Below are 21,475 nucleotides of genomic sequence, written 5' to 3'. Positions count from 1 at the left end.
GCTCTGAATTGAACCTTCGGGGAAATACTCCCGACATGTTAATCATTAACATAGCCAAATCAAAAAAGGGGGTAATCCCCTTTTTCTCATTTCCACCATTGGTCAAACATTGATGCTGGAAGATGCCGCTTATGTTCGGTTACGAGATAGCGTTTTTCAATTTTTTCTGCGATTTCTTGTGAAACTGATTTTCCTTCTAGGTAATCATCGATGTCATCGTATGAAATCCCTAGTTCAGTTTCATCAGCTTGACCTGGCTTTTGATCAAGCAAATCAGCAGTTGGCACTTTCAGATAGAGACTTTCTTCTGCACCGAGCTCTTTAAGCAGTGCTTTGCCCTGGCGCTTTGTTAATCCGCTTAAAGGCAGCACATCCGCTCCACCGTCACCGTGTTTTGTGAAGAAACCTGTAACCGCTTCTGCCGCGTGGTCCGTGCCAATGACGAGCAGACCTTCCATCCCTCCAAAAGCATATTGAGCAATCATTCTCATTCTTGCCTTCACATTGCCTTTATGATAATCTCTTAATGGTTCTGCTGGATTACCAGCATTATACTCAGCTTGAACTGCATCCACTGCAACTTGAATATTAAACGTGTACTCACGGTCTGGGCGGATGAATTTCATTGCACGTGCTGCATCGTCTTCATCCCGCTGTACCCCATAAGGCAGACGAATAGCAATAAATAAAGCATCATTAGCTTCTTGGCGTAGTTCTTCAACCGCGAGTTGAACAAGCCGTCCAGCAAGCGTTGAATCCTGGCCGCCGCTGATTCCTAAGACGTACCCCTTCGCCTTTGTTTTTAACAAATAGCTTTTTAAGAAATCAATTCGATTTCTTATCTCCTCATTAGGATTAATCTCAGGTTTTACATTCAATGTCTGAATAATTTCTTTTTGCATGGTTTCTATTTAAACCTCCATTCATTATGCATGCTAATAAGTAATTTATCATAATTGTTTAATATTTACATAAAATCTTACTCCTTACCCCAACAAATGATATGATTATAGAATTGGTTTTTAGATAAAAATAAGTTATCACAGAACACGGAGGAAAAAATGGACTCAAAAACATGTAATGAATCGAGAGTAGTCAGGACGGGCAGAATTTTTCCGAATGATGTAAACAATCATAATACCTTATTTGGGGGCAAATTAATGAGTGACATGGATATGATTGCCTCCATTTCGGCTGTACGACATGCAAGAAAAGAAGTTGTTACCGCGTCAACAGACTCTGTTGATTTTTTAAGTCCGATCACTCAACAGGACTCTATATGTATTGAATCTTTCGTTACCTGGACTGGGACCAGTTCAATGGAGGTTTTCGTCAAAGTAATTGCAGAGAATTTAATGACAGGTAATCGAAAAATTGCTGCTACCGCTTTTTTAACCTTTGTTGCTTTGGATGAAGATGGAAAACCAACAAAGGTTCCTGAGATTATTCCCGAAACGGAAGAAGAAAAAAAGCTGTTTGAAACAGGCAAAGATAGAGCCGAAAAACGGAAAGAGCACCGTAAAAACAGTAAGGAACTCGCAAGTTATTTTACAACCGAAAAACCTTGGGAATGAAGATAGGCAGCTATTTTAGCTAGCCTATCTTTATTTTTTCACCGTAGAGTCACTGTTCCACTTCATCACTCCATCTTCTTCATCAAACTCAATCGTGACATCAACGACGCCTTTTTCTGCCATGATTTTCTCCTGTAACCGGTCTTTAATATCATCTGCAGCGGCAATCGTTAGATTAGGGTCAATCTCAATTTCCAATTCCACATGTAAATCTTCCCCTTCTTTAATGACAGCAAGGTCTTGGATATCTTTAATATCAGGGTCGGACATCACTAATTGACCAATCTTCTCTTCCATTTCCTCATCTGCCCTGCCAAGAACACCTGCAGCATTATCCAAAAAGACTCGGCCGACAACAAAAAACATCATTAAACCGATGAGAATCGAAGCAACTCCCTCAATCCAAAGGACACCAGTGAAATGGGATATGATTACTGCAAGAATCGCCAGCAGGCCCCCGCTTGTCGCCACTAAATCTTCCATGAAAACAAGCTTTGTTGCCGGCTTGGCTCTCCCTAAATGGGAAAAACTTCTTATTACGACACTTAGACCGTTTGCTTCTTCTCCGACCTCATGCATGACCTCCTTCATTGCCTTATAGAGAACGTACACCTCAAGAATGAGAGCAAATGCCAGTACACCTACATTTATTAAGAATCCTTCCGATTTGGCTGGATGTAGAATATGATGATAACCTTCTTGGATGGTCTCAAAAGCCATAATCCCAACGATTAAGACGGCTCCTAATAAGACTAAGTTAACCAATCGACCAAAGCCATTCGGAAAGCGGTCAGTTGGCGACTTCTTGCTTAAGGCAGATCCAATAAATACAAAAAACTGGTTAGCCGCATCTCCTAGACTATGCATCGTTTCCGCAAACATCGCGACGTTTCCCGTAAACATATAGGCAACACCTTTAGCGATGGAAATGATTGTGTTAACGATTGCTGCAATCAATGCAGATTTATTCCCTTTTCTTAATAATATAAATAATTCTCCCATCATACCCCTACTTTCTCGCGCTTTTAGATATCCTTACTATTTTCAAAAAAAGCTATTTTCATGAAAATAGCCGACTTCCTATTTAGTGAATTTATTCCAATTGGTAAAAATGCTGGTAGAATAAGTAATACCAAGGGATATACTGAGAGTTGAGGAGGGTTGGGAATGAAATTAGAAGAAGTGATGAGTAAGCTTGAGGAATTAGGGTCAGAGCAAACGAAAAGAATCTATATGAACCACGGGGTAAAGGAGCCATTCTTTGGAGTTAAAGTAGGTGACTTAAAGAAGCTCATAAAGTATGTGAAAAAGGACCATCAACTTGCATTGGCACTTTATGATACGGGGAATCATGATGCGATGTACTTAGCTGGACTATCTGTGGACCCGAAATTGATTTCAAAAGAAACGCTGCAGGATTGGGTTAAAAAAGCATATTGGTATATGCTTGCCGAATATACGGTTGCAGGGGTTGCATCAGAAAGTGAATATGCACTTGAACTTGCACGTGAATGGATGAATTCACCTGAAGAAATGACAGCTGTATGCGGCTGGAATACATATACAAATTATCTTTCCATTCATCCAGATGAAGAGTTGGATATTGAAGAAATTCGAAGCAGGCTAAATCAAATAAAATCAAGTATTCATGAGGAGCGAAACCGTGTTCGTTATGCAATGAATACCTTTGTTATTGGTGTAGGAGCATATGTGAAAGAATTGCATGAAGAAGCCATTTTAGTTGCTGACAAAATTGGAAAGGTCCATGTGAATGTCGGTAACACCGCATGTAAAGTACCAGTAGCAACACAATATTTAAATAAAATTGCTCAGAAAGATAAAGTAGGTATGAAGAAGAAAAGTGCCATTTGCTAAATAGAAAAACCCCCATTGAATTGGGGGTTTTCACTATTTTATACGTTTTTCAATACCAAGAGTAGTCGGTTATTTCTTGCATTTCTTTCTTCTTCTGAAGATAAATCATATTTTTTCAACAGGTGAAACACTTCATTTAATAGGTCCTGGGTATGCTCCTCGGAAAAAAATCGAGTAAATAAAGGCTTCATGTCTTCTGGAAGAAACGCAGCTTGTGATTCATATTTATTTCTTACATCTTCCTTTGTATGGTCCAGTTTGCATTCGCTCATAAGGATCACCTTCTATACTTTCTTATTATCTGTTACTTCTAATACATCCAAAATGAAAACAAAGACCGGAATACCTATTATTAAGCCCCAAACTCCAAAAAAGTGTTCAGAAAAAATTAATACTAGGAAGGTATAGAAAACAGGCAAATTGGTTTTTGAAGACATTAAATTTGGATTTAATATATATGCTTCGATGGCATGGATAATCATGATTGCAATAAAGACATAAAGTACTGTCATGATTCCGCCAATACTATACCCTATGATGACCAGTGGAATTAGAGAAATAATTACCCCAGCAACTGGAATCAATCCTAAGAAGAAAATCATAATGGAAAGTCCACCTAACTGTGGAAATCCAAATATCCAAAGTGCAATTGTTGTAAGTACACAGTTAACAACTGCAATGATTAATTGTGCTTCAATTACTTTTCCGAAAGTACTAACAAATTTTCCAGAGAAAAATTCTATTTCAGCGTAAATAGATGCAACCTTACTCGTTTTGAATTTTTTTGTAAATTCTATTAAACGAGGTTTTTCTAGTAAGAAGAAAAGGCTCATTAAAAGAGCAATTAATATTTGCAGGCTAAATGTACTAATATCCGTAAAATAGGAAATTACAAAGGTAAAACCTCTCTCCAAATAACTTGAAATTTGTATTTCCTCAAGACGGCTAACTAAATAATTTAAAATGATATTGTCATGCTTCGAGGTATAAAATGCCGTAATCTGTTTGATTAAGGCCGTTATTTCTCCAATTATCATTGGCAGATACTTCACAAGGCCATACGAGAGAAGACCTACAATCGTGGAGTAGGAAGCAACAACTAGTATTTTTCGATTAAGAGGTATTTTTCTCGACAAAAAGATTACCAATCGATCCATTAGAAAGGTGAAGATAAACGTAAATAAAATCAAATTGATCATATCTTTTAGTCCATAAAGAACAAGTGCCAGTAAGACAAAAATAGAAATTCTTTTAAAACCGCTGCTTTTAAGTAGATTATTTATCATATTAATTTACCAAACCCCATTTTTTATGTCCTAGTAATTATGTATTAACTTTATTATAACAAATAAGTATCTGATTGTTACTTTTAAGTCTGAATCTTTTTATAAAAAAGATTCATTCTAAAGACCCAGAGGAAATTTCTAATAGCTAGACAGGCAAATTATCCAACCCCTTCTCATACATATTCAAAGAGCGTGATTTATCTAGTTTTTAATTGGAGGGGATTGAAGTTGTCAGGAGGTCAAAAAGCACTCTTATACATCTTGTCTTTTTTCATACCTGTAGTTGGAATCATTCTAGGGATTGTTTGGATGAATGATCAAGATATTGACAAAAAAGCAGTCGGAAAAACTTGTTTAATTATCGGTATTGTTGCCATTGTCCTTAGTTGTATTTGCTGGTTTGCCGCTTCTGCATTGTCCATTATTCCGGCCTTTATGACGTATTAATTTCCAGATAAAAACCCAATTCTTTAGATTGAATTGGGTTTTTTTTGAGTATAGGAGTGATAAATGTTGCTTCATGAAATTCTCCATTTTTTTGGTCGAGCGATATGTCATCAATTAGAAGATCGATCGCTGCAAGTGTCAGGTGATGCCCTGGCAGTTTGCGCGAGAGATACTGGGATTTATTTTGGCATTTTTTCAACACTCATTTATTTACATTTTTCAAAACGAAAACAAAGTATTACGATTCCTTCTATTAAAGTAAGCTTTTTGCTTTTGTTGTTCCTTATTCCATTGATAATAGACGGTCTAGGTTCCTATTCACACCTATTTGATTCGAATAATCCTCGGAGATTGCTGACGGGAATAGCCTTTGGATTTATCTTGCCTTATTTTATTTATCCTCTACTTTCGAAAAAAAACTTTGACAATGAGAGCGTCGCTGTATTATGCAAGTGGAAGGATTTATTCATTCCACTAATGATAAGTACCTTTTTGGGCTGCCTGTTTTACTTAGGACAATCATCGCATATCGTCTTTGACAGCTTTATTATCGTTTCAGTCATCGGATGGTTCAGCCTGTTGGCTTCCTTTCTTTTTCCGTTTATTCGTAAACCAAGTTTAAAGTGTGCTCTTTCGATTACGGTCAGTTTAACTTTTCTTTCACTTCTTTCTTTGGCACATGTTTGGGTTTTATCGTTACCTATATAAATTAACAATTCCGCTCTCAATCCGGAGAGCGGAATTGTTAATCAGAATTAAATGCATCAATTAATTCTTTTATTTGATTTAATTTCTCAGGGGTTAGTTGGTCCCCAGATATTTCAATCTCTAATTTAATTTTACTTTTAACAGACGGTATTCCTTTACAGAACAATTCGTTGTCTTCCTGTTCTCTTCGAATTAAATCTTCTACTTCCATTTCAAGTGTTTTTGCTAATTTACTCAATATGTCGATGCTAGGGTTCTTTTGAATATTTCGTTCGATTAAACTTAAATAGGACTTTGATATCCCTGTCAATTCACTTAGCTTATTTAAAGAAATTCCTTTTTCTATCCTCATTAATTTGAGTTTATTTCCGTCCATAGAATCCCCCCAGACGTTTTGGGCCAACTAACCGCCAAGCCCTTTTGTAATCAATGTAATGGCCAATGGCCCTAAAATAACAATGAATAGGGAAGGGAAGATGAAAAATACCATCGGAAAAAGCATTTTTACTGGTGCCTTCATTGCCTGCTCCCTTGCCGCCTCCCTGCGCTGCTCGCGGATTCTTACTGTTAGATTGCCTAACACCTTTGCCATCCCAATCCCGAGTTGATCTGCTTGGATTAATGAGGTAATGACACTTTGGAAAGAATCAGAAGGCACCCGTTTCCGCAGAGCATAAAAGGCTTCTCTTCTTGATTTACCAAGCTTCATATCCTCTAACGTTTGAAAGAACTCATCGGCAATTGGTCCTTTAATTTTTTGAGATACCTCGGCTAATGCTAAATCAAGTCCCATTCCTGCCTCAAGCAAGAGGTTTACTGTATCAAAGAAATCAGGCATCGAGACATTAATCGCTTTAATTCTTGCAGTCTTTTTCTTGCCAAGATAAAATACTGGGAGTCGGAAGCCTAATAACGCCATCGTAACGATCATCATCCAGTTTAACATTTTGCTTTCTGAAGCAGTCAGAATGAAGAAAAAGATTGGTAAACTCATGCCTGCACTTAAAACAAATTGGAACAATCTGAAGTCGATGGCTGACTTAAAAGGATATCCTGCATCCCTAAGGAGCATGTCTAATTTTTTTCTTTCTTCTTTTGAAACCTTCTTATTTAAAATTTCGGTCCCTTTATTCCAATAGGTATCGATAGACATTTTTAAACTTTTTCTATTATTCTTTAAAGGGTCCTCTTTTTGCTTTTTTATCGGTTCAACAAAGTACTTATTCACTCTCTCATTAAAGGCGATTTGCTTTTTAAAAATGGTTAGCATCAGGGCGGCGATTAGTGTGGTCGCAAACCCGACTAGCAAAAATAATATGATTATATCCAGCATTTTTTACACCTCAATCCGGATGATTTTCTGTATTACCACCCAGCCAATAATAATGGAAACCGAAGCAACAAACAGCATCGTCCACCCGAGTGGATGATTAAGCATAGGTGAGAAATATTCCCTGTTCACGAGTGCCAAATATAAACCTAGACCAACTGGCAACAGAGTAATAATCCAAGAAGACATCCTTCCCTGTGCTGTTAATGTGTTTAATTCTTCGAGAATACGAACTCTGCCTCGGATCGTTTCTTCCATTGTTTCCAGCAGCTGTGCTAGATTTCCTCCGCTCCTCCTTTGAGCAAGAATCCCACGGACGACCACTTCAAGTTCTTTATTAGGCAGACGTTCGACTAACTCCTCGAATACTTCTTCTAATGGAATCCCTAAACCTACCTGACGAACAACACGGTCAAACTCAGGTCCGAGCGGATCGGGAACTTCTTTACCGACTAGCTGCATTGCCTGCATAAAGCTGAAACCGGCACGCATTGAGTTTGCCATCATCCCTAAAACTTCAATTAATTGATAGTTAACCAAAGCTAAGCGTTTTTTTCGTTTTCGTTTCATAGATAATTTCGGTACTTCAAAACCGATTATTACGACAATGATGACAAGGTACCATGGAATTCCGAGGAAAAAGGTAAAGAGCCCACTACCTGCTGCAGTTAATATTCGCACAGCGAAAAATTCTTCTGGTTTTAATTTGCTCCCAGCTTCTAATAACAACTTCTCTGTGCTATCGCTAAATTGAACACTCTTGAAAATCGTTGAAACATCATTGAAAAAGCGCTTACTAAATGATTGCCTTTTTTCAGGGTCGGTTTTTACCTCTTCTATTTCAGGAGATGGTAAAAAATCTTTCATTCTGTTATTTATTCTTTTTTTATTCAGATATATCCTTATGACCAGATACATCAACATACTGACTATTAAAAATATACCAATCAAAAAAATGACTATTTCCATCCCTACCACTCCCCAACGAACCATGAAGCAGGTAATTTGTTCCCATTCAACTCAATCTGCTCAATGAACTTTGGACGAATACCTGTACTAATAAACCTTCCTTGTATCCTTCCATCGTCTGAATAGCCTGTTTCTTTAAATACATAAAGATCCTGAAGGACAATGGTTTCGCCTTCCATTCCGAGCACTTCGGTGATATGGGTTATTTTCCGAGTACCATCCCTTAACCTTGCTTGTTGAACAATTAGATTAATCGCACTTGCAATTTGCTCTCGAATCGCTCTTACCGGAAGATCAAAGCCCGCCATTAATACCATCGTTTCCAAGCGGGAAAGGATATCTCTTGGAGAGTTGGCGTGCCCAGTACTTAAGCTGCCGTCATGCCCCGTATTCATTGCCTGAAGCATATCCAAAGCCTCTGCACCACGAACCTCCCCGACGACAATACGGTCTGGACGCATCCGCAAAGAGTTTCGTACTAAATCACGTATTGTTATTTGTCCTTTTCCCTCGATATTCGGAGGTCTTGACTCCAGAGCAACAATATGATCCTGATTAAGCTTTAGCTCAGCCGCGTCCTCGATGGTTACTATACGTTCATTATTTGGGATGAATGAAGAGAGCACATTCAAAGTTGAGGTTTTCCCTGAACCTGTACCACCACTGATAAAGATATTGAGCTTGGATTTAACACAGATTTCGAGAAACTCTGCCATTACATCATCCATGGATCCAAAATGAATTAAATCTTGAATTGTAAATGGAGTGTCGGAGAATTTACGAATCGTTAAACTTGGACCCTTTAACGCAAGCGGAGGTATAATCGCATTAACACGAGATCCATCCGGCAAGCGGGCATCGACCATCGGTGAACTTTCATCAATACGGCGCCCAATCGGAGAGACAATTCTCTCAATGACACGCATGACATGCTGATTATCAATAAAATTCACACTACTCCTATAAACCTTTCCGTTTTTCTCATAATAGATTTCATCATGACTATTTACCATTACTTCGCTGATTAACGGATTATCTAAAAGTGGAGTAATCGGTCCATATGCGAGAAGTTCATCTTTAACGTAATGCATAATATCCTTTTTTTCCTCAAAGGTTAACTTAATTCCCACTTGTTCAAAAAAAGCTTCACCTAATTCCTCGATTTTCGCTTTTTGCTGTTCACTATCGTGACCAGCATATTTTTTCAATTCTTCCAATAGGTAATTGTGAAGTTCGGTTTCTAGGTCCCAAAATTCCTGTGACCTTCTCTCAACAGGAAATTCTTGGATGTTTTGGTTTGTGGCGGTGGCAGTTGTAGTACCGCCTTCTATATACCGTTTAAATAATGACATTCCCTCATCCCCCTCACTTGCCTAATAGAAACCAGCGTCTTTCCTTTTTACTCTCTAGTGGTGCACCACTTGATAATTGTTCAACTAGCTTATCTGATAATTTTAATACTGCTTTGCCAAGATGACTCCGTGAGTTTGAAAGAATAAATGGGTAACCAGCATTTATGGAAGCGTTGGCAACACTTGCTTGCTCGGGCAAAGAGTGATAGATTTCAAGACCAAAAATCTCCTCAATCTTACCCAGTTCTAAGTTTTGTCCCTTGACGTAACGATTTAAAATAAGCTTTACTTTATCTTTTAACTTAATCGTATCTAAGGTTTCTAGATAAAGCTGACTTAATCTTAAAACGGAGATTTCGTTTATAGTGAGCAGTAAGATTTCATCTGCTAAACTAAGAGAGCGTAAATGAATTTCTGATAGATATATAGGCATATCGACTAAGACTATATCAAATGCTTTCTTCGCTTCTTCAATTGCAGTCTTTATATGCTCATCTGTAATCCCCTCAAAGAACTCAGGTCGCTGAGGAGCGGCAAGTATAGATACATTAGACTCACTAACGGACATGTATTGGTCAATGGTGTAATTAGGGCGCCCATAGCCTTCCTTTACCCATTCATATATCGTTCTTTTTGGTTTGATATTACAGTACATCGCCACTTCACCAAACTGGAGGTTGGCATCGATAATTGCGACTTTTTTGCCCATTCTTGCTAGCGCAGCAGCGAGGTTAACGGTTAAAACGGTTCGACCTATACCGCCCTTTGGACTTGTAACCGCAATAACCCTACTTTTCTCTTTTGCAAAATTACTTAAACCAGTGTCCTTACTAGCACGATGCTGCATAAATTTTTTCGCATGATTAATCGTCTCAGAAAGCTCTTCAAGTTCATAGGAAGCACGTAGAGTATCCGATGCCCCCATTAGCATTGCTTTCCTTAGATTCTCCATATTATCTGGGACTATTAAAATGATATAAACATGTGGATAAAGTACAGAGATTTCCTGACAGAGTTCATAAACGTTATACAATGTATGTGCCTTTAGAAATAGAACAGACTGGTTATTGTCGATTGAGAGGCTGTGAAGTCTGTTAATCTCGTTTGTTGTTGTTAATTGAAATTCATGTTTTTCTAGTAATGTTTTAACATCTCCAGGAGGAGTATTCGTATCGGAAAAATAAACCCAATTTATGTTCATTACTCTTCAGTACCCTCCTCTTTGATTACTTCTCTTGTTTGCTTAAGCCCAGCTTTTCCAGTTTCCGTATCCTCTGAATTTCGAAGCATTAAATAGAATGCATCTTTGTCTCTGGATGCTAAACTAAGCACAACTCCTTGTTCAGGTGTGACTTCAAGAGTTACCGTTTCATAAAGAAGTGCCGCTTCCTTGTTGTCTGATGATTTACCTGAGGTCAGAACCTTTACATTTTCAAGCAATAGAACCGCCGATTTAAACTCCTTTTTCGTGGCATCGTCTTTAGTTGTTTCATAGGCAATAACATCAACCATTGAATTTGGAGTAATATACCCCGAAGCACCCTGCTCAAGATTTAATACCTTTATCGAAATCGCCCTTTTCCCTGTACTAACATCTACAATCGGATTGACGAATTCTCTTAAAAGGGCTTGTTCTTTTTCAGCCTGCTTTTCGTTTTCCTTTTGCTCTTCTACTTTTTTTGCCTGTTCTTCACTTGTCTGCCCACTTGCAGGGGTAGAAGCACGATCTTTAGCATAAATAGATAGATACACAAAACCTGCAACAGTTAATCCTAACATTAATGAAATGATCCATATCTTTTTTGTATTCATAATGTCCTCCTACATCCATGACGACTTCTCTCATTCATCAAGCTTTACACCAAATAGGTTATATTCCCCAATTCCAATACCTGAACCACTACCAATTTCTCCTGGAGAGACCATCTTTATAAATTCGCCGATAATTGCATTTCCCTTAATCTCCTTAATCCAATAAGATGCTAACCCGACAACGTTACGTTCACATTGACCTGTACAACCCTCCCAAGTATCAATAACTACTACCGTAATAACCCGGTCGCATGAGTTATCCGCAGTTGCTGCACTCTGGCAAAGTAGTTTATCAGCGTCATTATCTATCAAGGTTTGAATAGCGTCCTTAACAGGTCCACTCATTCCTCCAGGTTCAGTATCCACTGGTTCATCAACTAAATAGCTTCCTCCATTAATAATTGAATCTGCTAGGTCACTCGCTCCACTGTCATCTCCCAATCGAATGTACCCACAGTTGCCATGGTTATTTCCAGGATTATTGCAATTCAATTGGGTAGCGTTGGGAATCTGACTCTGTTCTATAGCGATTGGAGCGACACCATTCGCACTTTTTAAAGGTGCAATAATTGCTTTTGCAGAAGCATTTATATGAGCTACATCTGTTCCTATTGCTTTAGCAAATGTCATTGAAACTGGAATACTTACAGCTTCTCCTTTGATAGACTTACCTTGTTCAACTGTTAAATTAAAAACAATACTGTCATCATAACCATATTCTTCATAGAAAATATCACTTGCGATCTCACGAGCAGAACTCTCATTAGTCAGTAGCCCCTGTGCTCCAGCGAGTACTGCAGAATCAACAGCCTTTTGCAGCTTACTTTTCTCTGAGTAGATTCTCCCGCCATCCACAGCTAAAGCTGTGAAACCAATGAGTCCTAACATAGCAGCTGCGACAATCACCATTACTGCACCATTTTCATCATGTAACCTTAGCAATTTTAAAATTTTTTTCATCTACTCCACCCTCATTGTCGTGGTATTCTTAATGGGACGATCATCTCCCCAAATTTGTCCGATCAAAGGAGTTAAAAACGTTACATTATAACGAATTTCAAGTTGAAATTCTTGACCTGATGAACGCGGTCCACCCGGGATCACATCACCTGCTGTTAAGGGACTAATGTTTAGAGGACCTGTATTGTAATTAAAACTGTTGACTGCGTAAGTTTGTATCTCGGTATCTGTTTTGAGCTTTCCAACACTAACTGCCCTTGCCGTCTCCCGACCTGCATTATCCATTGTTAAATAGACAAAAAAAACTCTTCCAAAATCTATGATTCCAAACAAAAGAAATACAAGTGCTGTAACAGATAGAGCAAATTCTACAAGTGCTTGACCTTTTTCCGATTTCATTAAAATCCTCCCCAGACTAATGTACAAAGTGTTCCGAGCACTATTGCAACTCCATAAGGGAAAGAGATACTACTGCTTTTATCCTTGGTTATGATCAATGATCCAAGATTACTTCTTAAAAATACATGGCAAAAAAAGAATGATTTAACTGAGTTCATAAATCCTTTTCTCATGATAATTAACAAAATTGCTATGAAACCACCAATTAATGCCGTGTAAATAAATGAATAAAATACGAAGCTAGTTCCCATAAGTGCCCCAATGGCAGTCATTAGTTTTACATCCCCTGCTCCCATACCACCTAATAGATAGGGGATTAATAAAAGTCCGAGACCAACTAGAAATCCTTTTCCACTAAATAGTAACCCTTCTAAACCGGCGTCCACTAAGTTATAAAGTATTCCAAAGATGATTGTTGGCAAAGTAACAACATTTAGTATCTTTCGTGACTTAATATCTGTAAAAAGACAAATAAAAAGAACAACTACAAGGATGATATTTTCCATGGTATTGTTCCCCCCTTTTCTTTTATAATATAGCCCCGCTTTTCATGCCTGAAAAGCAGGGCCGATTCTAAGTTTATCCTATTCAGTCACTCCAGATGGACCTTTTAACGCAGTAGTTAACTTAGTAAATAACGCCTCTAACTGGTCTCCTAGTAAGGTAACACCTACAATACAAACCACTGCAATTAGTCCAATGATTAACCCATACTCAGTTAGGGCTTGTCCTTCTTCTTGAAACACTAAATTCTTCATTTTTTGTAACATTTTGTTTCCTCCTACTATTTTTTAGTTTTTTATTTTGTTCTATATTTAGAACTTATAATAAATATATAACGAACTAGAAGATTTGAAAACGGTCATTTTTGTTCGTTTTAGCGGATTTTTAGGGGTTATTCTATCCTTTTCTCAATTATTCTAGTTTTTTCTTAGTTTCCTGTTCTTTAAAAAGAATTTTTTGTTTAATATAATGAACATGTACCATCTAAAAAACGGAAGGAGTTTTTATATGGAAGGAAAGATTGTTAACATCCCTTATCAAATTGAAATGGCTGATTCCTTTTTAAAAAGGTTTAAGGGATTAATGTTTCGAAAGGATCCTATTAAGGATGAAGGACTACTGATTGTACCCTGTAATGCGGTTCATATGTTCTTTATGAAGTTTCCATTAGATATCGTTCTTCTTAACGAACAAAATAAAGTTGTTGGGGTACACCATCGTTTAAAGCCTTGGAAAATGACAAAACCAGTTAAAAAGGCTTACTCTACCTTAGAGCTTCCAGCTGGATCAGCTGAAAAATTAGGGATAGGTATAGGAAGCATTATTCAATGCTCTCTCATTAAAGTTAAAAACAATTATTAGGAGTGTTGGAGAAATTGAAAAGAAGTTTTAGATTTCTATTGTTGTTATGAATAACCGGGCAAAACCGCCAGTTCCTTTTTGTCTAGCGAATGTCCGATGACTTGGGAACTATCATAATAATTTTATTTTCAATTTTTTCATTATTTCTTTAGAAATATGATGGTTTGATGATAAAATGGTTTTATATAAAGAACACAACGTTCTTTTTAATAGTTTATTACAATGGAGGTGTAACCCAAGTGTCGAAAAAAATAATAGGTATTTTAGTCTTGTTCATTTATTTATTCTCGCTGACGAATTATTTACATGTACAGGCGGAAGATTCAGCCATCACCTCTTCTCGGATTGAAGGGGTTCTCGTTAAAGATGTAAGTAAATCAATGCTGACGAGTGACCCGAACAAAATCAGTAACGAAGCGATGAAGATGTTTATTGATATGTCTTCGCTTAGAGGGGATAAAATCGGCGCCATTGCTTATGCAGGTGAAGTAGTTGCTAAAAAGGATCTAGTTAAGCTTCAGACTGAGAAAGATAAACTTGATCTTAAAGGTTTCATTGACTCACTTGGACAATTTCCAAATACCGACATTTCCATTGGATTGAAAGAAGCTATTAAGGCTTTAGATGTCAGCCATGAAAAAGATTATCTGCCACTCATTGTTTTACTAGCGGATGGAAACAATGATGTAGCTGAAGCACAGGGGAAAACACTCGAGCAAGCCTCAGAAGGTCTTAAAGTTGCAGTCGCTGAGGCGAAAGCCAAGGGTTTTCCTATCTATGTTATTGGACTAAACGCGGATGGCACACTGAATAAAGATGTTCTTCAAAACATTGCGAGCACAACGAACGGTAAATTTTTTGAAACAAGCTCGGCGGACGACTTGCCAGGAATCCTTAGTGAGATTTTTGCCAATCATTTAAAATTAAAAGTGGTTCCTGTTGATGAGCTTGTGGGGAAAGGTGAGTTCCAGGATATCACGATCAATATTCCAAAAACTAACGTACTTGAAGCAAATCTATCACTCGTCTCGAGCCAGCCAGTGGAAGTGAAGTTAATCGACCCCTCAGGTATTGAACAACTCATACCATCAGATAACATCGTTCTTACAAAATCAAAGTCCTATTCTATGCTAAAAATGCTGAATCCAGTTCCAGGTGATTGGACCTTAAAGGTAAAAGGTGTTCCTGAAGATAAAATTGATATCAATTTCGTATTTAACTATGATTTACAGCTCATGCTCTCCCCTCTTGGTGATAAAAACTATAAGGCTGGGGATACCGTCAAGATAGAAGCGTTCTTTAAGGATAACGGAAAACAAATTGCAAATGCAGATCTCTATAAAACAATGAAAGCTACTCTTTTCGTAAAGGATTTAGGAACAGGGCAAACAAAGGAATTTCCTTTAGAAGCAGACAAGCAAGGATATACGGGGCAATTTATTCTTGGTAATTCAGAAGTCTATGAAGTAATGGTAAAGGCCGAAGGCAGTAGCTTCTTCCGGGAAACGCCAGTCCAGCAGATTTCGGTTCAAAAGGCAGCTGCTGCACCTGCAGCAGCAAAAGTAAGTTCGAATGAAGAATCTAAGTTTTCCCCTTGGACTTACGCTGTCCTAATTGTGTTAGTGGCTCTTTTATTGGTTACTTCTTTCTACTTCTATTCTAAAAAAAGAAAAAAATTAAAGAAGCGTGAAAATAGCGCTCAGACTGTTGCCCCAGCCTTTACCTTCTCGACTGGAACGAGAAAAGGAAATCGCGGCTTTTTCGGACAAATAGTTATTGAAATTAAAGATAAAGAAACCGGGGAAATCACTAGTCAACAATTTGAAAAATTAAAAGCATTTAAAGGTGAATTTTCCTTGTGCCAGCTGTTTAAGCTTTCTGAAGAATTCAACGAAACAGATCTAATCAACTTCGTACCGCTGACTGATTATGCCTTACTCCTCTTCAATAAATCAAACTGTGATATTGAAATGAACGGCGTTGTGATTGAGGAAGAATATCAACGATTTAGGCCTAACGATACGTTGCATATCAGATTAAAAGAAGCGAATATATCAATTAATGTTCAAATTATAGGGTTGGAAAAAAATAAGCAGTTACTTAAGAATTTCAAACAAGCTTAAGAAAGGCGGCGAATCTCAATAGAGATCCGTCGCCTTTTTAATTTTCGCGAGCATCCGATGTTTAACTACACACTTTCACTATCAATTTGAATTTCCATAAATTAGATTTCAAATGTCGTCATAATTAGACAATAAATTACATTGACAATGATTCTCATTATCGGTAAGATGATTCTATAAACATATTCGGAAGAGGGGGATTATCAACATGTTTAACATGCTATATGGGTTAAAGGATATTCATACTGTTATTGCGAATCAACGAAAAATCGGTGGTGCAGCTGAAGCTGATTCTATCCGTTTAACTTCTGGTGAAAACTATCTTAACCCAGTGTTTACGAATGTTGATATCTCTAAAGGACAATATGTTTCTATCGGTTTTGTTGACGAAGAAGGGCAAAACATTATTGCACATGTCGATCAAATTGCTGTTATTAAAGGTTTACAACATAAGTTAATTTGTCAACTAAATAATACGTATATTAAGCAAATGATGGTACGTGATACACTGCAATATTTACAAAAGCTATGTGAAGTAAATGCCGGGTTTGTTACTCAAACTTTTAAGAAGGAAGCACTGAAAATCGTTCAGGATATTAGTGTTAAAGAATTAATAAATCACAATATCTCTCTTCCCTTCCCAGTAGAAGAAAAGATCATTAAATTTGCATAATAAAAACGAGGTTCCTTAAAAAGGACCTCGTTTTTTATTTGATTTTTGATTTATCCCGCGCGGATTTGAGATAATTCCGCGGGAATACCAATTAATCCCGCGAACTCCTCTTTTTCAATAACCTAATTTAAAGGATTTCTGCCTGGCAGGCCAACCGATATCCGTTTTCTACTTCATTCTTTAGCTTTGTATACTCTTTATCGTTTGGTTGAGATAAACCATGCCCTTGTAATACTTTTACTGTACACTGCCCACAGGTCCCTTTCCGGCATTTATACTGAATCGGCTTTCCTTGATTCAAGGCTGCGTCCAGTAGTTTTCCTTTTACAGGGTGAATATCATATCTGCTGCCATTTTGCTCAACAATAATCTCAACTGGTTTAGGTTTTTCAGTCACAATAGGTGTCACAATTGATTTTACAATTAGTCTTCCCGGAATGAGGGAGCCAACTGTGAATACACGAATATTCATTAGTCACCCATTGCTTCCAATGTACAAATGGCTGAAGGTCGCTTAATTCGCAAAACCACAGTTTCATATACACGGAATGGATGGTTCATCCCTTCTACACCCAGGTAAGCTGTATCAAAGTCCTCTGAAATCGCCAAATCTAAATTATTTTTCCCTGTATTAACCAATACTCCTGATTTTCCTTTTAATACAGGAGATTGGAACACCCCATCGGTAACCAATTCACGAATATGTTCAATTTCTAATACATTTGTATCACGGTGGACACGATGGATAAGTGAATATAATTGTGGTGATAGTACAAGTGCAAATGGTCCATTGTGATTCATCTCAAGCAGCTTATTCCTTGCATCGACAATATCCTGAAAGGCATTTCCAGATTCAAACCATTCGCCAATTAAGTGTGTTAAACGGCCAGGCACATTCATTAATCCAGGAATATCAAATTCCTTAGTCCCATGGAAAATCATTTGGTCTTCTAGTATCGCTACATCACGGGCAGCATTGGCTGCTGCTGAAAAATCTATTGGGATATCTAATACCTTTGCCTGATCTATGTCACGCCAATATAATACGAAGTCTTTATAAAGTAAAGGAATAGTATAGTTCACCCTTTTACTAGTCTCGATATCTGTATCGAAGGACCCCTGAAAATCCATTTTCGCTTCTAGATTTTCTGCAAAAATATCATTAAAGATACTTTGTACGCCTCTTCCGAGCGGACCGTACAGTTCAATAAAGCGGCGCCCGACCAATTGCCTTCTGGCTGCATCAATAACGGTTTGATCCAACTGAGTAAATTCTTGGTTTGATAATGGTGAATCCGGATATAATTGTATTTTATTCATTGATTTATCCTCTCTTTTCCTTAGATTAAGCTTCCCACCGTAAAGCCCCTTCTCTGTTTAGTTTGGGGAGCATGACTAACCACTGTTGCAGTTCCTGATCGATCTAAATGGTCATGATCCTCATCATGATGGGCATGTGGGTCTACATAATTGCTATCAAATCGACTGTTAATTTCAATTAATATTTGTTTTACCTGCTGATAATCCTTATACGAAACTTCCCTTAAGCTATTTAACAAGCTGCTTCGCTCTTCATCTGTAAAGCGAAATAGAGCCAAATCTAAGTGTTCGACGAAATTATGTAATCCGAATTTTTCAAGATTAAGTTCCTGTAAAAGTCGGTTAAATTCATTGTTGGTTGGAGAAAACTCTTTCTCATCCTTCACTTGTTGAAATTTACTAATAAGCGGAATCAGGACAACTAAACGGGAAAGCCGCTGTTCTTCTTCTTCATAAATATGGTGGTAATAAAGTCTCTCATGTTCATCGGTAGCATTTTGAATGACCGGGTCGAGCATATTCATAAATTTTTCGATTGCGTCTTTGGTGTTTGTAAATATTTGATAAAAAATCTTTAATTCTTCTTGCACTGCTGTACCTCCTAATACTCATTACCTGTCATTATTGACATTGAATCCTATTTCTAAAACCTTTATGTTACAATCTTTTGAACAAAATGTTAATGTGAATAACTCCGGTCAATTGATACATAATAACTATGGCAAATATCAATCACTTAGGAGGAAAAGAATATGATGCAAAACCAGCAAGGACAACAAGGACAAATGCACCAAAATATGCATACGGGTAATGTCCCTCCACAACTGAATCATGGAGGCCATGAGGTTATTGACTTAAATGAGGTTTTAGGAGCAGCTATTGGCACATTGAATTCATACATGTTATTACGCCAACATGTAAAGGATCCAGAATTACTGGATATACTTGATCGCCAATATCAATTTATGCAGGATGAATACAACATCACTGTGGAATGTTTGAAAACCGGACAAAATCCTTCCCATCCTACTTCAAAATATATGATGAACCAAGGGAATGACTTCATCTATGGGATGAAGCCAACTCAGCCAAAGAAACCTTGGCAATCCGTATCAGAAATTAATGATGAATACATTTCAAGCTGCATGCTGGCTTCATGCAAATCAGGCGCTTCGATGAAAACGATGGCAGCACTAGAAACAACAAATCCAGTTGTCCGCCGTGTGCTGGCTGATTCCATTCCAAATTGCATTGAAATGGGATATGAACTCTCTATTTATCAAAATAAACATCACTACTACCAAGTTCCGCAGCTTGCAGAGACAGACATGAATCAGTACAGAAATGCATTCGCAACTGCACAGGGTCAACCTATGGGACAAACGATGGGGCAAATGCCAAATAACAATATGAACAACAATATGCAGCATTAAATTAAAAAAAGCTATCCTTTCATTTATAAATGAAGGATAGCTTTTTTGTTAATATTTGAAAAATTTTACATTAAATACTATAATAAATAAAGAACATACGTTCTACTTTAATGTGGATAGGGATTTTATGAGGAGTGATTCAAATGGAATGTTGGGAAGCTGCATATATTGCTGGAATTATTGATGGGGAGGGATCCATTTCATTAACTAGAATGCATGAACGCGAACATCGACGTCCTTGCATATCCATTGCTTCAACAGATAAAGAACTATTAATTTACATTCAGTCCCTATCAGGAGGAACAATCAATAATAAAAAGAATTACAATCCTGATAAACATAAGGATTCATATACATTAAATATAAAGAATAAAGAAGCTGTTATTTCCTTACTAAGATACACCTCACCTTATCTAAGAGTAGATAAAAAAAGAAACCGAGCTCAATGGATTCTTAAGAAGTATGAGGAGGTTACTCCTCGAAACGGAAAGTACAATTTGAAATCACTAGAGAAGAAACTAGCTTTTGAACAAAGCTTTTTTAGTATATAAAAAAGGCTAGCATTTCTGCTAGCCTTGTAATCCACCTTATGTATGGTGGAGACGGCGGGACGTGCGTTTCCATGCTTTCGTCATGGCACTGACTATATCTTGAACCTGCGTAGTTTACAGGTCCCTCGGCGTCTTATGCGAAATATAATTTTTACCTAAAGGTAAGGATTTCGCATCCTAGTACTACCATTCTGAAATGGCAGCCTATAAGTCGATACACGGCTGTTGGATTACTCCACATACCGCTCGGCATTGCCTTATCGCCATTTTAGCGACTTAGGTTTCACCGATAAAGCCGAATTTTCACTTATGTGTTACCACATAAGGCGACTAATTACTAATCGAACCCGCGTCCAAAGATAACGGCACTTAAGCTTCTACGAGTGTAGTCGACATATTGGCGCTTCGCTGATCATTTTGCCTGCCGACAGGCGGCCGGTCAGCTAGTCTGGTTGTTCTCTTCCTTCGCCCTCAGACGGTGGACTCCGGCGTAGCCTACTTAGAGTGAGTCCGCTACCCTACCACATAGGCGATGGAGGGGCGAACAGCTATGCAGTATTAAGCTGCGAAAGCTAGGTTGTTGTTAGTTTTGCCAGTTATAGGCGTTGACGTTTTAACGAGGCCGATCCCCTCGACTCGCAACCTAAGCTCGAACTACCCCTGTCGAATCCTTAGCGCCCCCATTATAAAATGTGCTGAAATCTAGTTAAAGATTTTAGCAAGCGTAGGATGCTCAACAATAGTTTGAGCAAAAGTTTCTCATCGCATATCTCAGCGACAAACTTATTATAACACACTTCGAGCATTTTTCAATTGTAAGTATTTGTAATTACATCTTTTGACGATCTCGGAAAGCACGCTCGATATCGCGTTTTGCCTCTTTTTGCTTTAAGACTTCACGTTTGTCATAATTCTTTTTACCTTTTGCTAATCCTAACAAAACTTTGGCAAATCCATTTTTCAAATAAATCTTTAATGGTATAAGCGCAAATCCTGCTTCTCTTGTTTCTCCAAAAAGCTTGTTAATTTCCCGCTTATGGAGCAAAAGCTTTCTTTGTCTCAAAGGATCATGATTAAAGCGATTCCCTTGCTCATATGGACTTACGTGCATGTTTAATAAATGCATTTCACCGTTATGAATTCTAGCATAAGAATCCTTTAAGTTCACTTTCCCAGCACGAATGGACTTGATTTCTGTTCCTTGAAGGACAATTCCAGCTTCGTATGTTTCTTCAATAAAGTAATCATGGTATGCCTTTTTATTTTGCGCAACCACTTTCCCTATACCTTTTGGCATG

General features: G+C 37.7%; 27 protein-coding genes and 1 other RNA gene. 9 read left to right on the top strand and 19 right to left on the bottom strand.

Annotation, left to right across the window (positions count from 1 at the left end; all coding sequences use genetic code 11):
- Nucleotides 1-86 precede the first annotated feature (86 nt).
- Entirely contained in the window at nt 87-902 is an 816-nt protein-coding gene (gene nadE / locus CHI06_RS01795) for an ammonia-dependent NAD(+) synthetase (protein ID WP_095246711.1), read from the bottom strand.
- A 159-nt stretch (nt 903-1,061) separates the two neighbouring features.
- On the opposite strand from nadE, the gene CHI06_RS01790 reads away from it, so the two are divergent.
- A complete protein-coding gene (locus CHI06_RS01790; protein WP_095246710.1) occupies nt 1,062-1,574 on the top strand; it encodes an acyl-CoA thioesterase in 513 nt (170 codons plus the stop codon).
- A 30-nt stretch (nt 1,575-1,604) separates the two neighbouring features.
- Here the strand turns inward: CHI06_RS01790 and CHI06_RS01785 are convergent, their stop codons facing one another.
- Complete coding sequence (locus CHI06_RS01785; RefSeq protein WP_095246709.1) at nt 1,605-2,576, bottom strand: cation diffusion facilitator family transporter; 972 nt, start codon at nt 2,574-2,576, stop codon at nt 1,605-1,607.
- Between the two features lie 165 nt (nt 2,577-2,741).
- Between CHI06_RS01785 and CHI06_RS01780 the strand changes: the two genes are divergently transcribed.
- Nucleotides 2,742-3,449 carry a DNA alkylation repair protein gene (locus CHI06_RS01780; protein WP_095246708.1) on the top strand — a complete coding sequence of 236 codons (708 nt, stop codon included), beginning with the start codon at nt 2,742-2,744 and terminating at the stop codon, nt 3,447-3,449.
- Between the two features lie 38 nt (nt 3,450-3,487).
- Here CHI06_RS01780 and CHI06_RS01775 read toward each other — a convergent pair whose 3' ends face one another.
- A complete protein-coding gene (locus CHI06_RS01775) occupies nt 3,488-3,721 on the bottom strand; it encodes a group-specific protein (protein WP_095246707.1) in 234 nt (77 codons plus the stop codon).
- A gap of 12 nt (nt 3,722-3,733) precedes the next feature.
- Nucleotides 3,734-4,741 carry an AI-2E family transporter gene (locus CHI06_RS01770; RefSeq protein ID WP_095246706.1) on the bottom strand — a complete coding sequence of 336 codons (1,008 nt, stop codon included), beginning with the start codon at nt 4,739-4,741 and terminating at the stop codon, nt 3,734-3,736.
- 222 nt (nt 4,742-4,963) lie between these two features.
- On the opposite strand from CHI06_RS01770, the gene CHI06_RS01765 reads away from it, so the two are divergent.
- Nucleotides 4,964-5,182 carry a hypothetical protein gene (locus CHI06_RS01765; protein ID WP_095246705.1) on the top strand — a complete coding sequence of 73 codons (219 nt, stop codon included), beginning with the start codon at nt 4,964-4,966 and terminating at the stop codon, nt 5,180-5,182.
- A gap of 63 nt (nt 5,183-5,245) precedes the next feature.
- Complete coding sequence (locus CHI06_RS01760) at nt 5,246-5,890, top strand: DUF2085 domain-containing protein (protein WP_095246704.1); 645 nt, start codon at nt 5,246-5,248, stop codon at nt 5,888-5,890.
- Nucleotides 5,891-5,927: 37 nt separating this feature from the next.
- Here CHI06_RS01760 and CHI06_RS01755 read toward each other — a convergent pair whose 3' ends face one another.
- From CHI06_RS01755 to CHI06_RS01710, 10 genes are all read right to left on the bottom strand, one after another.
- A complete protein-coding gene (locus tag CHI06_RS01755) occupies nt 5,928-6,266 on the bottom strand; it encodes a helix-turn-helix domain-containing protein (RefSeq protein ID WP_095246703.1) in 339 nt (112 codons plus the stop codon).
- A 27-nt stretch (nt 6,267-6,293) separates the two neighbouring features.
- Entirely contained in the window at nt 6,294-7,223 is a 930-nt protein-coding gene (locus CHI06_RS01750; RefSeq protein ID WP_095246702.1) for a type II secretion system F family protein, read from the bottom strand.
- Nucleotides 7,224-7,226: 3 nt separating this feature from the next.
- Nucleotides 7,227-8,189 (bottom strand): type II secretion system F family protein, encoded by a 963-nt coding sequence (locus tag CHI06_RS01745; protein WP_179292503.1) that lies wholly within the window; start codon nt 8,187-8,189, stop codon nt 7,227-7,229.
- Between the two features lie 2 nt (nt 8,190-8,191).
- Nucleotides 8,192-9,541 carry a CpaF family protein gene (locus tag CHI06_RS01740; protein ID WP_095246700.1) on the bottom strand — a complete coding sequence of 450 codons (1,350 nt, stop codon included), beginning with the start codon at nt 9,539-9,541 and terminating at the stop codon, nt 8,192-8,194.
- A gap of 13 nt (nt 9,542-9,554) precedes the next feature.
- On the bottom strand, nt 9,555-10,742 hold the full coding sequence (locus CHI06_RS01735) for an AAA family ATPase (RefSeq protein WP_095246699.1): 1,188 nt from the start codon (nt 10,740-10,742) through the stop codon (nt 9,555-9,557).
- Nucleotides 10,742-11,353 (bottom strand): Flp pilus assembly protein CpaB, encoded by a 612-nt coding sequence (cpaB, locus tag CHI06_RS01730; RefSeq protein WP_095246698.1) that lies wholly within the window; start codon nt 11,351-11,353, stop codon nt 10,742-10,744. The genes CHI06_RS01735 and cpaB overlap by 1 nt, the downstream gene beginning before the upstream one ends.
- 30 nt (nt 11,354-11,383) lie before the next feature.
- On the bottom strand, nt 11,384-12,313 hold the full coding sequence (locus tag CHI06_RS01725) for a pilus assembly protein TadG-related protein (protein WP_095246697.1): 930 nt from the start codon (nt 12,311-12,313) through the stop codon (nt 11,384-11,386).
- Nucleotides 12,314-12,712: a TadE/TadG family type IV pilus assembly protein gene (locus CHI06_RS01720; RefSeq protein WP_095246696.1), complete on the bottom strand. Its 399-nt coding sequence runs from the start codon at nt 12,710-12,712 to the stop codon at nt 12,314-12,316. It abuts the gene before it with no gap.
- The gene (locus CHI06_RS01715; protein ID WP_095246695.1) at nt 12,712-13,218 is read right to left on the bottom strand and encodes an A24 family peptidase; all 507 of its coding nucleotides are present in this window, start codon (nt 13,216-13,218) and stop codon (nt 12,712-12,714) included. The genes CHI06_RS01720 and CHI06_RS01715 overlap by 1 nt, the downstream gene beginning before the upstream one ends.
- Before the next feature lie 78 nt (nt 13,219-13,296).
- Nucleotides 13,297-13,482, bottom strand: coding sequence for a Flp family type IVb pilin (locus CHI06_RS01710; protein ID WP_095246694.1), 186 nt, complete (start codon nt 13,480-13,482; stop codon nt 13,297-13,299).
- 241 nt (nt 13,483-13,723) lie between these two features.
- Between CHI06_RS01710 and CHI06_RS01705 the strand changes: the two genes are divergently transcribed.
- From CHI06_RS01705 to CHI06_RS01695, 3 genes are all read left to right on the top strand, one after another.
- Nucleotides 13,724-14,077 (top strand): DUF192 domain-containing protein, encoded by a 354-nt coding sequence (locus tag CHI06_RS01705; protein ID WP_095246693.1) that lies wholly within the window; start codon nt 13,724-13,726, stop codon nt 14,075-14,077.
- A gap of 239 nt (nt 14,078-14,316) precedes the next feature.
- Complete coding sequence (locus tag CHI06_RS01700; RefSeq protein WP_257009128.1) at nt 14,317-16,200, top strand: vWA domain-containing protein; 1,884 nt, start codon at nt 14,317-14,319, stop codon at nt 16,198-16,200.
- 208 nt (nt 16,201-16,408) lie between these two features.
- Complete coding sequence (locus tag CHI06_RS01695) at nt 16,409-16,873, top strand: hypothetical protein (RefSeq protein WP_095246691.1); 465 nt, start codon at nt 16,409-16,411, stop codon at nt 16,871-16,873.
- Between the two features lie 127 nt (nt 16,874-17,000).
- On the opposite strand, the gene CHI06_RS01690 is transcribed toward CHI06_RS01695, so the two are convergent.
- From CHI06_RS01690 to CHI06_RS01680, 3 genes are read right to left on the bottom strand one after another with little or no spacing between them, the layout of a single operon-like run.
- A complete protein-coding gene (locus tag CHI06_RS01690; RefSeq protein WP_095246690.1) occupies nt 17,001-17,345 on the bottom strand; it encodes a 2Fe-2S iron-sulfur cluster-binding protein in 345 nt (114 codons plus the stop codon).
- On the bottom strand, nt 17,345-18,193 hold the full coding sequence (locus CHI06_RS01685) for a family 1 encapsulin nanocompartment shell protein (RefSeq protein ID WP_095246689.1): 849 nt from the start codon (nt 18,191-18,193) through the stop codon (nt 17,345-17,347). The genes CHI06_RS01690 and CHI06_RS01685 overlap by 1 nt, the downstream gene beginning before the upstream one ends.
- 20 nt (nt 18,194-18,213) lie before the next feature.
- Complete coding sequence (locus CHI06_RS01680; protein WP_095246688.1) at nt 18,214-18,783, bottom strand: IMEF encapsulin system ferritin-like cargo protein; 570 nt, start codon at nt 18,781-18,783, stop codon at nt 18,214-18,216.
- Nucleotides 18,784-18,945: 162 nt separating this feature from the next.
- Between CHI06_RS01680 and CHI06_RS01675 the strand changes: the two genes are divergently transcribed.
- Both CHI06_RS01675 and CHI06_RS01670 read left to right on the top strand, forming a co-directional pair.
- Nucleotides 18,946-19,626 carry a spore coat protein gene (locus CHI06_RS01675; RefSeq protein WP_095246687.1) on the top strand — a complete coding sequence of 227 codons (681 nt, stop codon included), beginning with the start codon at nt 18,946-18,948 and terminating at the stop codon, nt 19,624-19,626.
- Nucleotides 19,627-19,769: 143 nt separating this feature from the next.
- Entirely contained in the window at nt 19,770-20,177 is a 408-nt protein-coding gene (locus CHI06_RS01670) for an LAGLIDADG family homing endonuclease (RefSeq protein WP_095246686.1), read from the top strand.
- A gap of 338 nt (nt 20,178-20,515) precedes the next feature.
- Here the strand turns inward: CHI06_RS01670 and ssrA are convergent.
- Both ssrA and smpB read right to left on the bottom strand, forming a co-directional pair.
- Nucleotides 20,516-20,851: a transfer-messenger RNA gene (gene ssrA / locus CHI06_RS01665) on the bottom strand.
- Nucleotides 20,852-21,006: 155 nt separating this feature from the next.
- Nucleotides 21,007-21,474, bottom strand: a complete 468-nt coding sequence (gene smpB / locus CHI06_RS01660; RefSeq protein ID WP_095246685.1) for an SsrA-binding protein SmpB — start codon at nt 21,472-21,474, stop codon at nt 21,007-21,009.
- Nucleotide 21,475: the final 1 nt, after the last annotated feature.

Source organism: Bacillus sp. 7884-1, from assembly GCF_002272245.1.
Classification (GTDB): domain Bacteria; phylum Bacillota; class Bacilli; order Bacillales; family Cytobacillaceae; genus Neobacillus.
This window is presented reverse-complemented; position numbering and strand designations above follow the sequence as displayed.

What these genes read in the sequence shown, in the direction of transcription:
- CHI06_RS01755 (WP_095246703.1), bottom strand. Translation starts at nt 6,266, where the DNA reads ATGGACGGAAATAAACTCAAATTAATGAGGATAGAAAAAGGAATTTCT.
- CHI06_RS01780 (WP_095246708.1), top strand. Translation starts at nt 2,742, where the DNA reads ATGAAATTAGAAGAAGTGATGAGTAAGCTTGAGGAATTAGGGTCAGAG.
- CHI06_RS01725 (WP_095246697.1), bottom strand. Translation starts at nt 12,313, where the DNA reads ATGAAAAAAATTTTAAAATTGCTAAGGTTACATGATGAAAATGGTGCA.
- cpaB (WP_095246698.1), bottom strand. Translation starts at nt 11,353, where the DNA reads ATGAATACAAAAAAGATATGGATCATTTCATTAATGTTAGGATTAACT.
- smpB (WP_095246685.1), bottom strand. Translation starts at nt 21,474, where the DNA reads ATGCCAAAAGGTATAGGGAAAGTGGTTGCGCAAAATAAAAAGGCATAC.
- nadE (WP_095246711.1), bottom strand. Translation starts at nt 902, where the DNA reads ATGCAAAAAGAAATTATTCAGACATTGAATGTAAAACCTGAGATTAAT.
- CHI06_RS01760 (WP_095246704.1), top strand. Translation starts at nt 5,246, where the DNA reads ATGTTGCTTCATGAAATTCTCCATTTTTTTGGTCGAGCGATATGTCAT.
- CHI06_RS01670 (WP_095246686.1), top strand. Translation starts at nt 19,770, where the DNA reads ATGGAATGTTGGGAAGCTGCATATATTGCTGGAATTATTGATGGGGAG.
- CHI06_RS01790 (WP_095246710.1), top strand. Translation starts at nt 1,062, where the DNA reads ATGGACTCAAAAACATGTAATGAATCGAGAGTAGTCAGGACGGGCAGA.
- CHI06_RS01750 (WP_095246702.1), bottom strand. Translation starts at nt 7,223, where the DNA reads ATGCTGGATATAATCATATTATTTTTGCTAGTCGGGTTTGCGACCACA.
- CHI06_RS01705 (WP_095246693.1), top strand. Translation starts at nt 13,724, where the DNA reads ATGGAAGGAAAGATTGTTAACATCCCTTATCAAATTGAAATGGCTGAT.
- CHI06_RS01735 (WP_095246699.1), bottom strand. Translation starts at nt 10,742, where the DNA reads ATGAACATAAATTGGGTTTATTTTTCCGATACGAATACTCCTCCTGGA.
- CHI06_RS01710 (WP_095246694.1), bottom strand. Translation starts at nt 13,482, where the DNA reads ATGTTACAAAAAATGAAGAATTTAGTGTTTCAAGAAGAAGGACAAGCC.
- CHI06_RS01695 (WP_095246691.1), top strand. Translation starts at nt 16,409, where the DNA reads ATGTTTAACATGCTATATGGGTTAAAGGATATTCATACTGTTATTGCG.
- CHI06_RS01715 (WP_095246695.1), bottom strand. Translation starts at nt 13,218, where the DNA reads ATGGAAAATATCATCCTTGTAGTTGTTCTTTTTATTTGTCTTTTTACA.
- CHI06_RS01675 (WP_095246687.1), top strand. Translation starts at nt 18,946, where the DNA reads ATGATGCAAAACCAGCAAGGACAACAAGGACAAATGCACCAAAATATG.
- CHI06_RS01745 (WP_179292503.1), bottom strand. Translation starts at nt 8,189, where the DNA reads ATGGAAATAGTCATTTTTTTGATTGGTATATTTTTAATAGTCAGTATG.
- CHI06_RS01775 (WP_095246707.1), bottom strand. Translation starts at nt 3,721, where the DNA reads ATGAGCGAATGCAAACTGGACCATACAAAGGAAGATGTAAGAAATAAA.
- CHI06_RS01740 (WP_095246700.1), bottom strand. Translation starts at nt 9,541, where the DNA reads ATGTCATTATTTAAACGGTATATAGAAGGCGGTACTACAACTGCCACC.
- CHI06_RS01785 (WP_095246709.1), bottom strand. Translation starts at nt 2,576, where the DNA reads ATGGGAGAATTATTTATATTATTAAGAAAAGGGAATAAATCTGCATTG.
- CHI06_RS01690 (WP_095246690.1), bottom strand. Translation starts at nt 17,345, where the DNA reads ATGAATATTCGTGTATTCACAGTTGGCTCCCTCATTCCGGGAAGACTA.
- CHI06_RS01720 (WP_095246696.1), bottom strand. Translation starts at nt 12,712, where the DNA reads ATGAAATCGGAAAAAGGTCAAGCACTTGTAGAATTTGCTCTATCTGTT.
- CHI06_RS01685 (WP_095246689.1), bottom strand. Translation starts at nt 18,193, where the DNA reads ATGAATAAAATACAATTATATCCGGATTCACCATTATCAAACCAAGAA.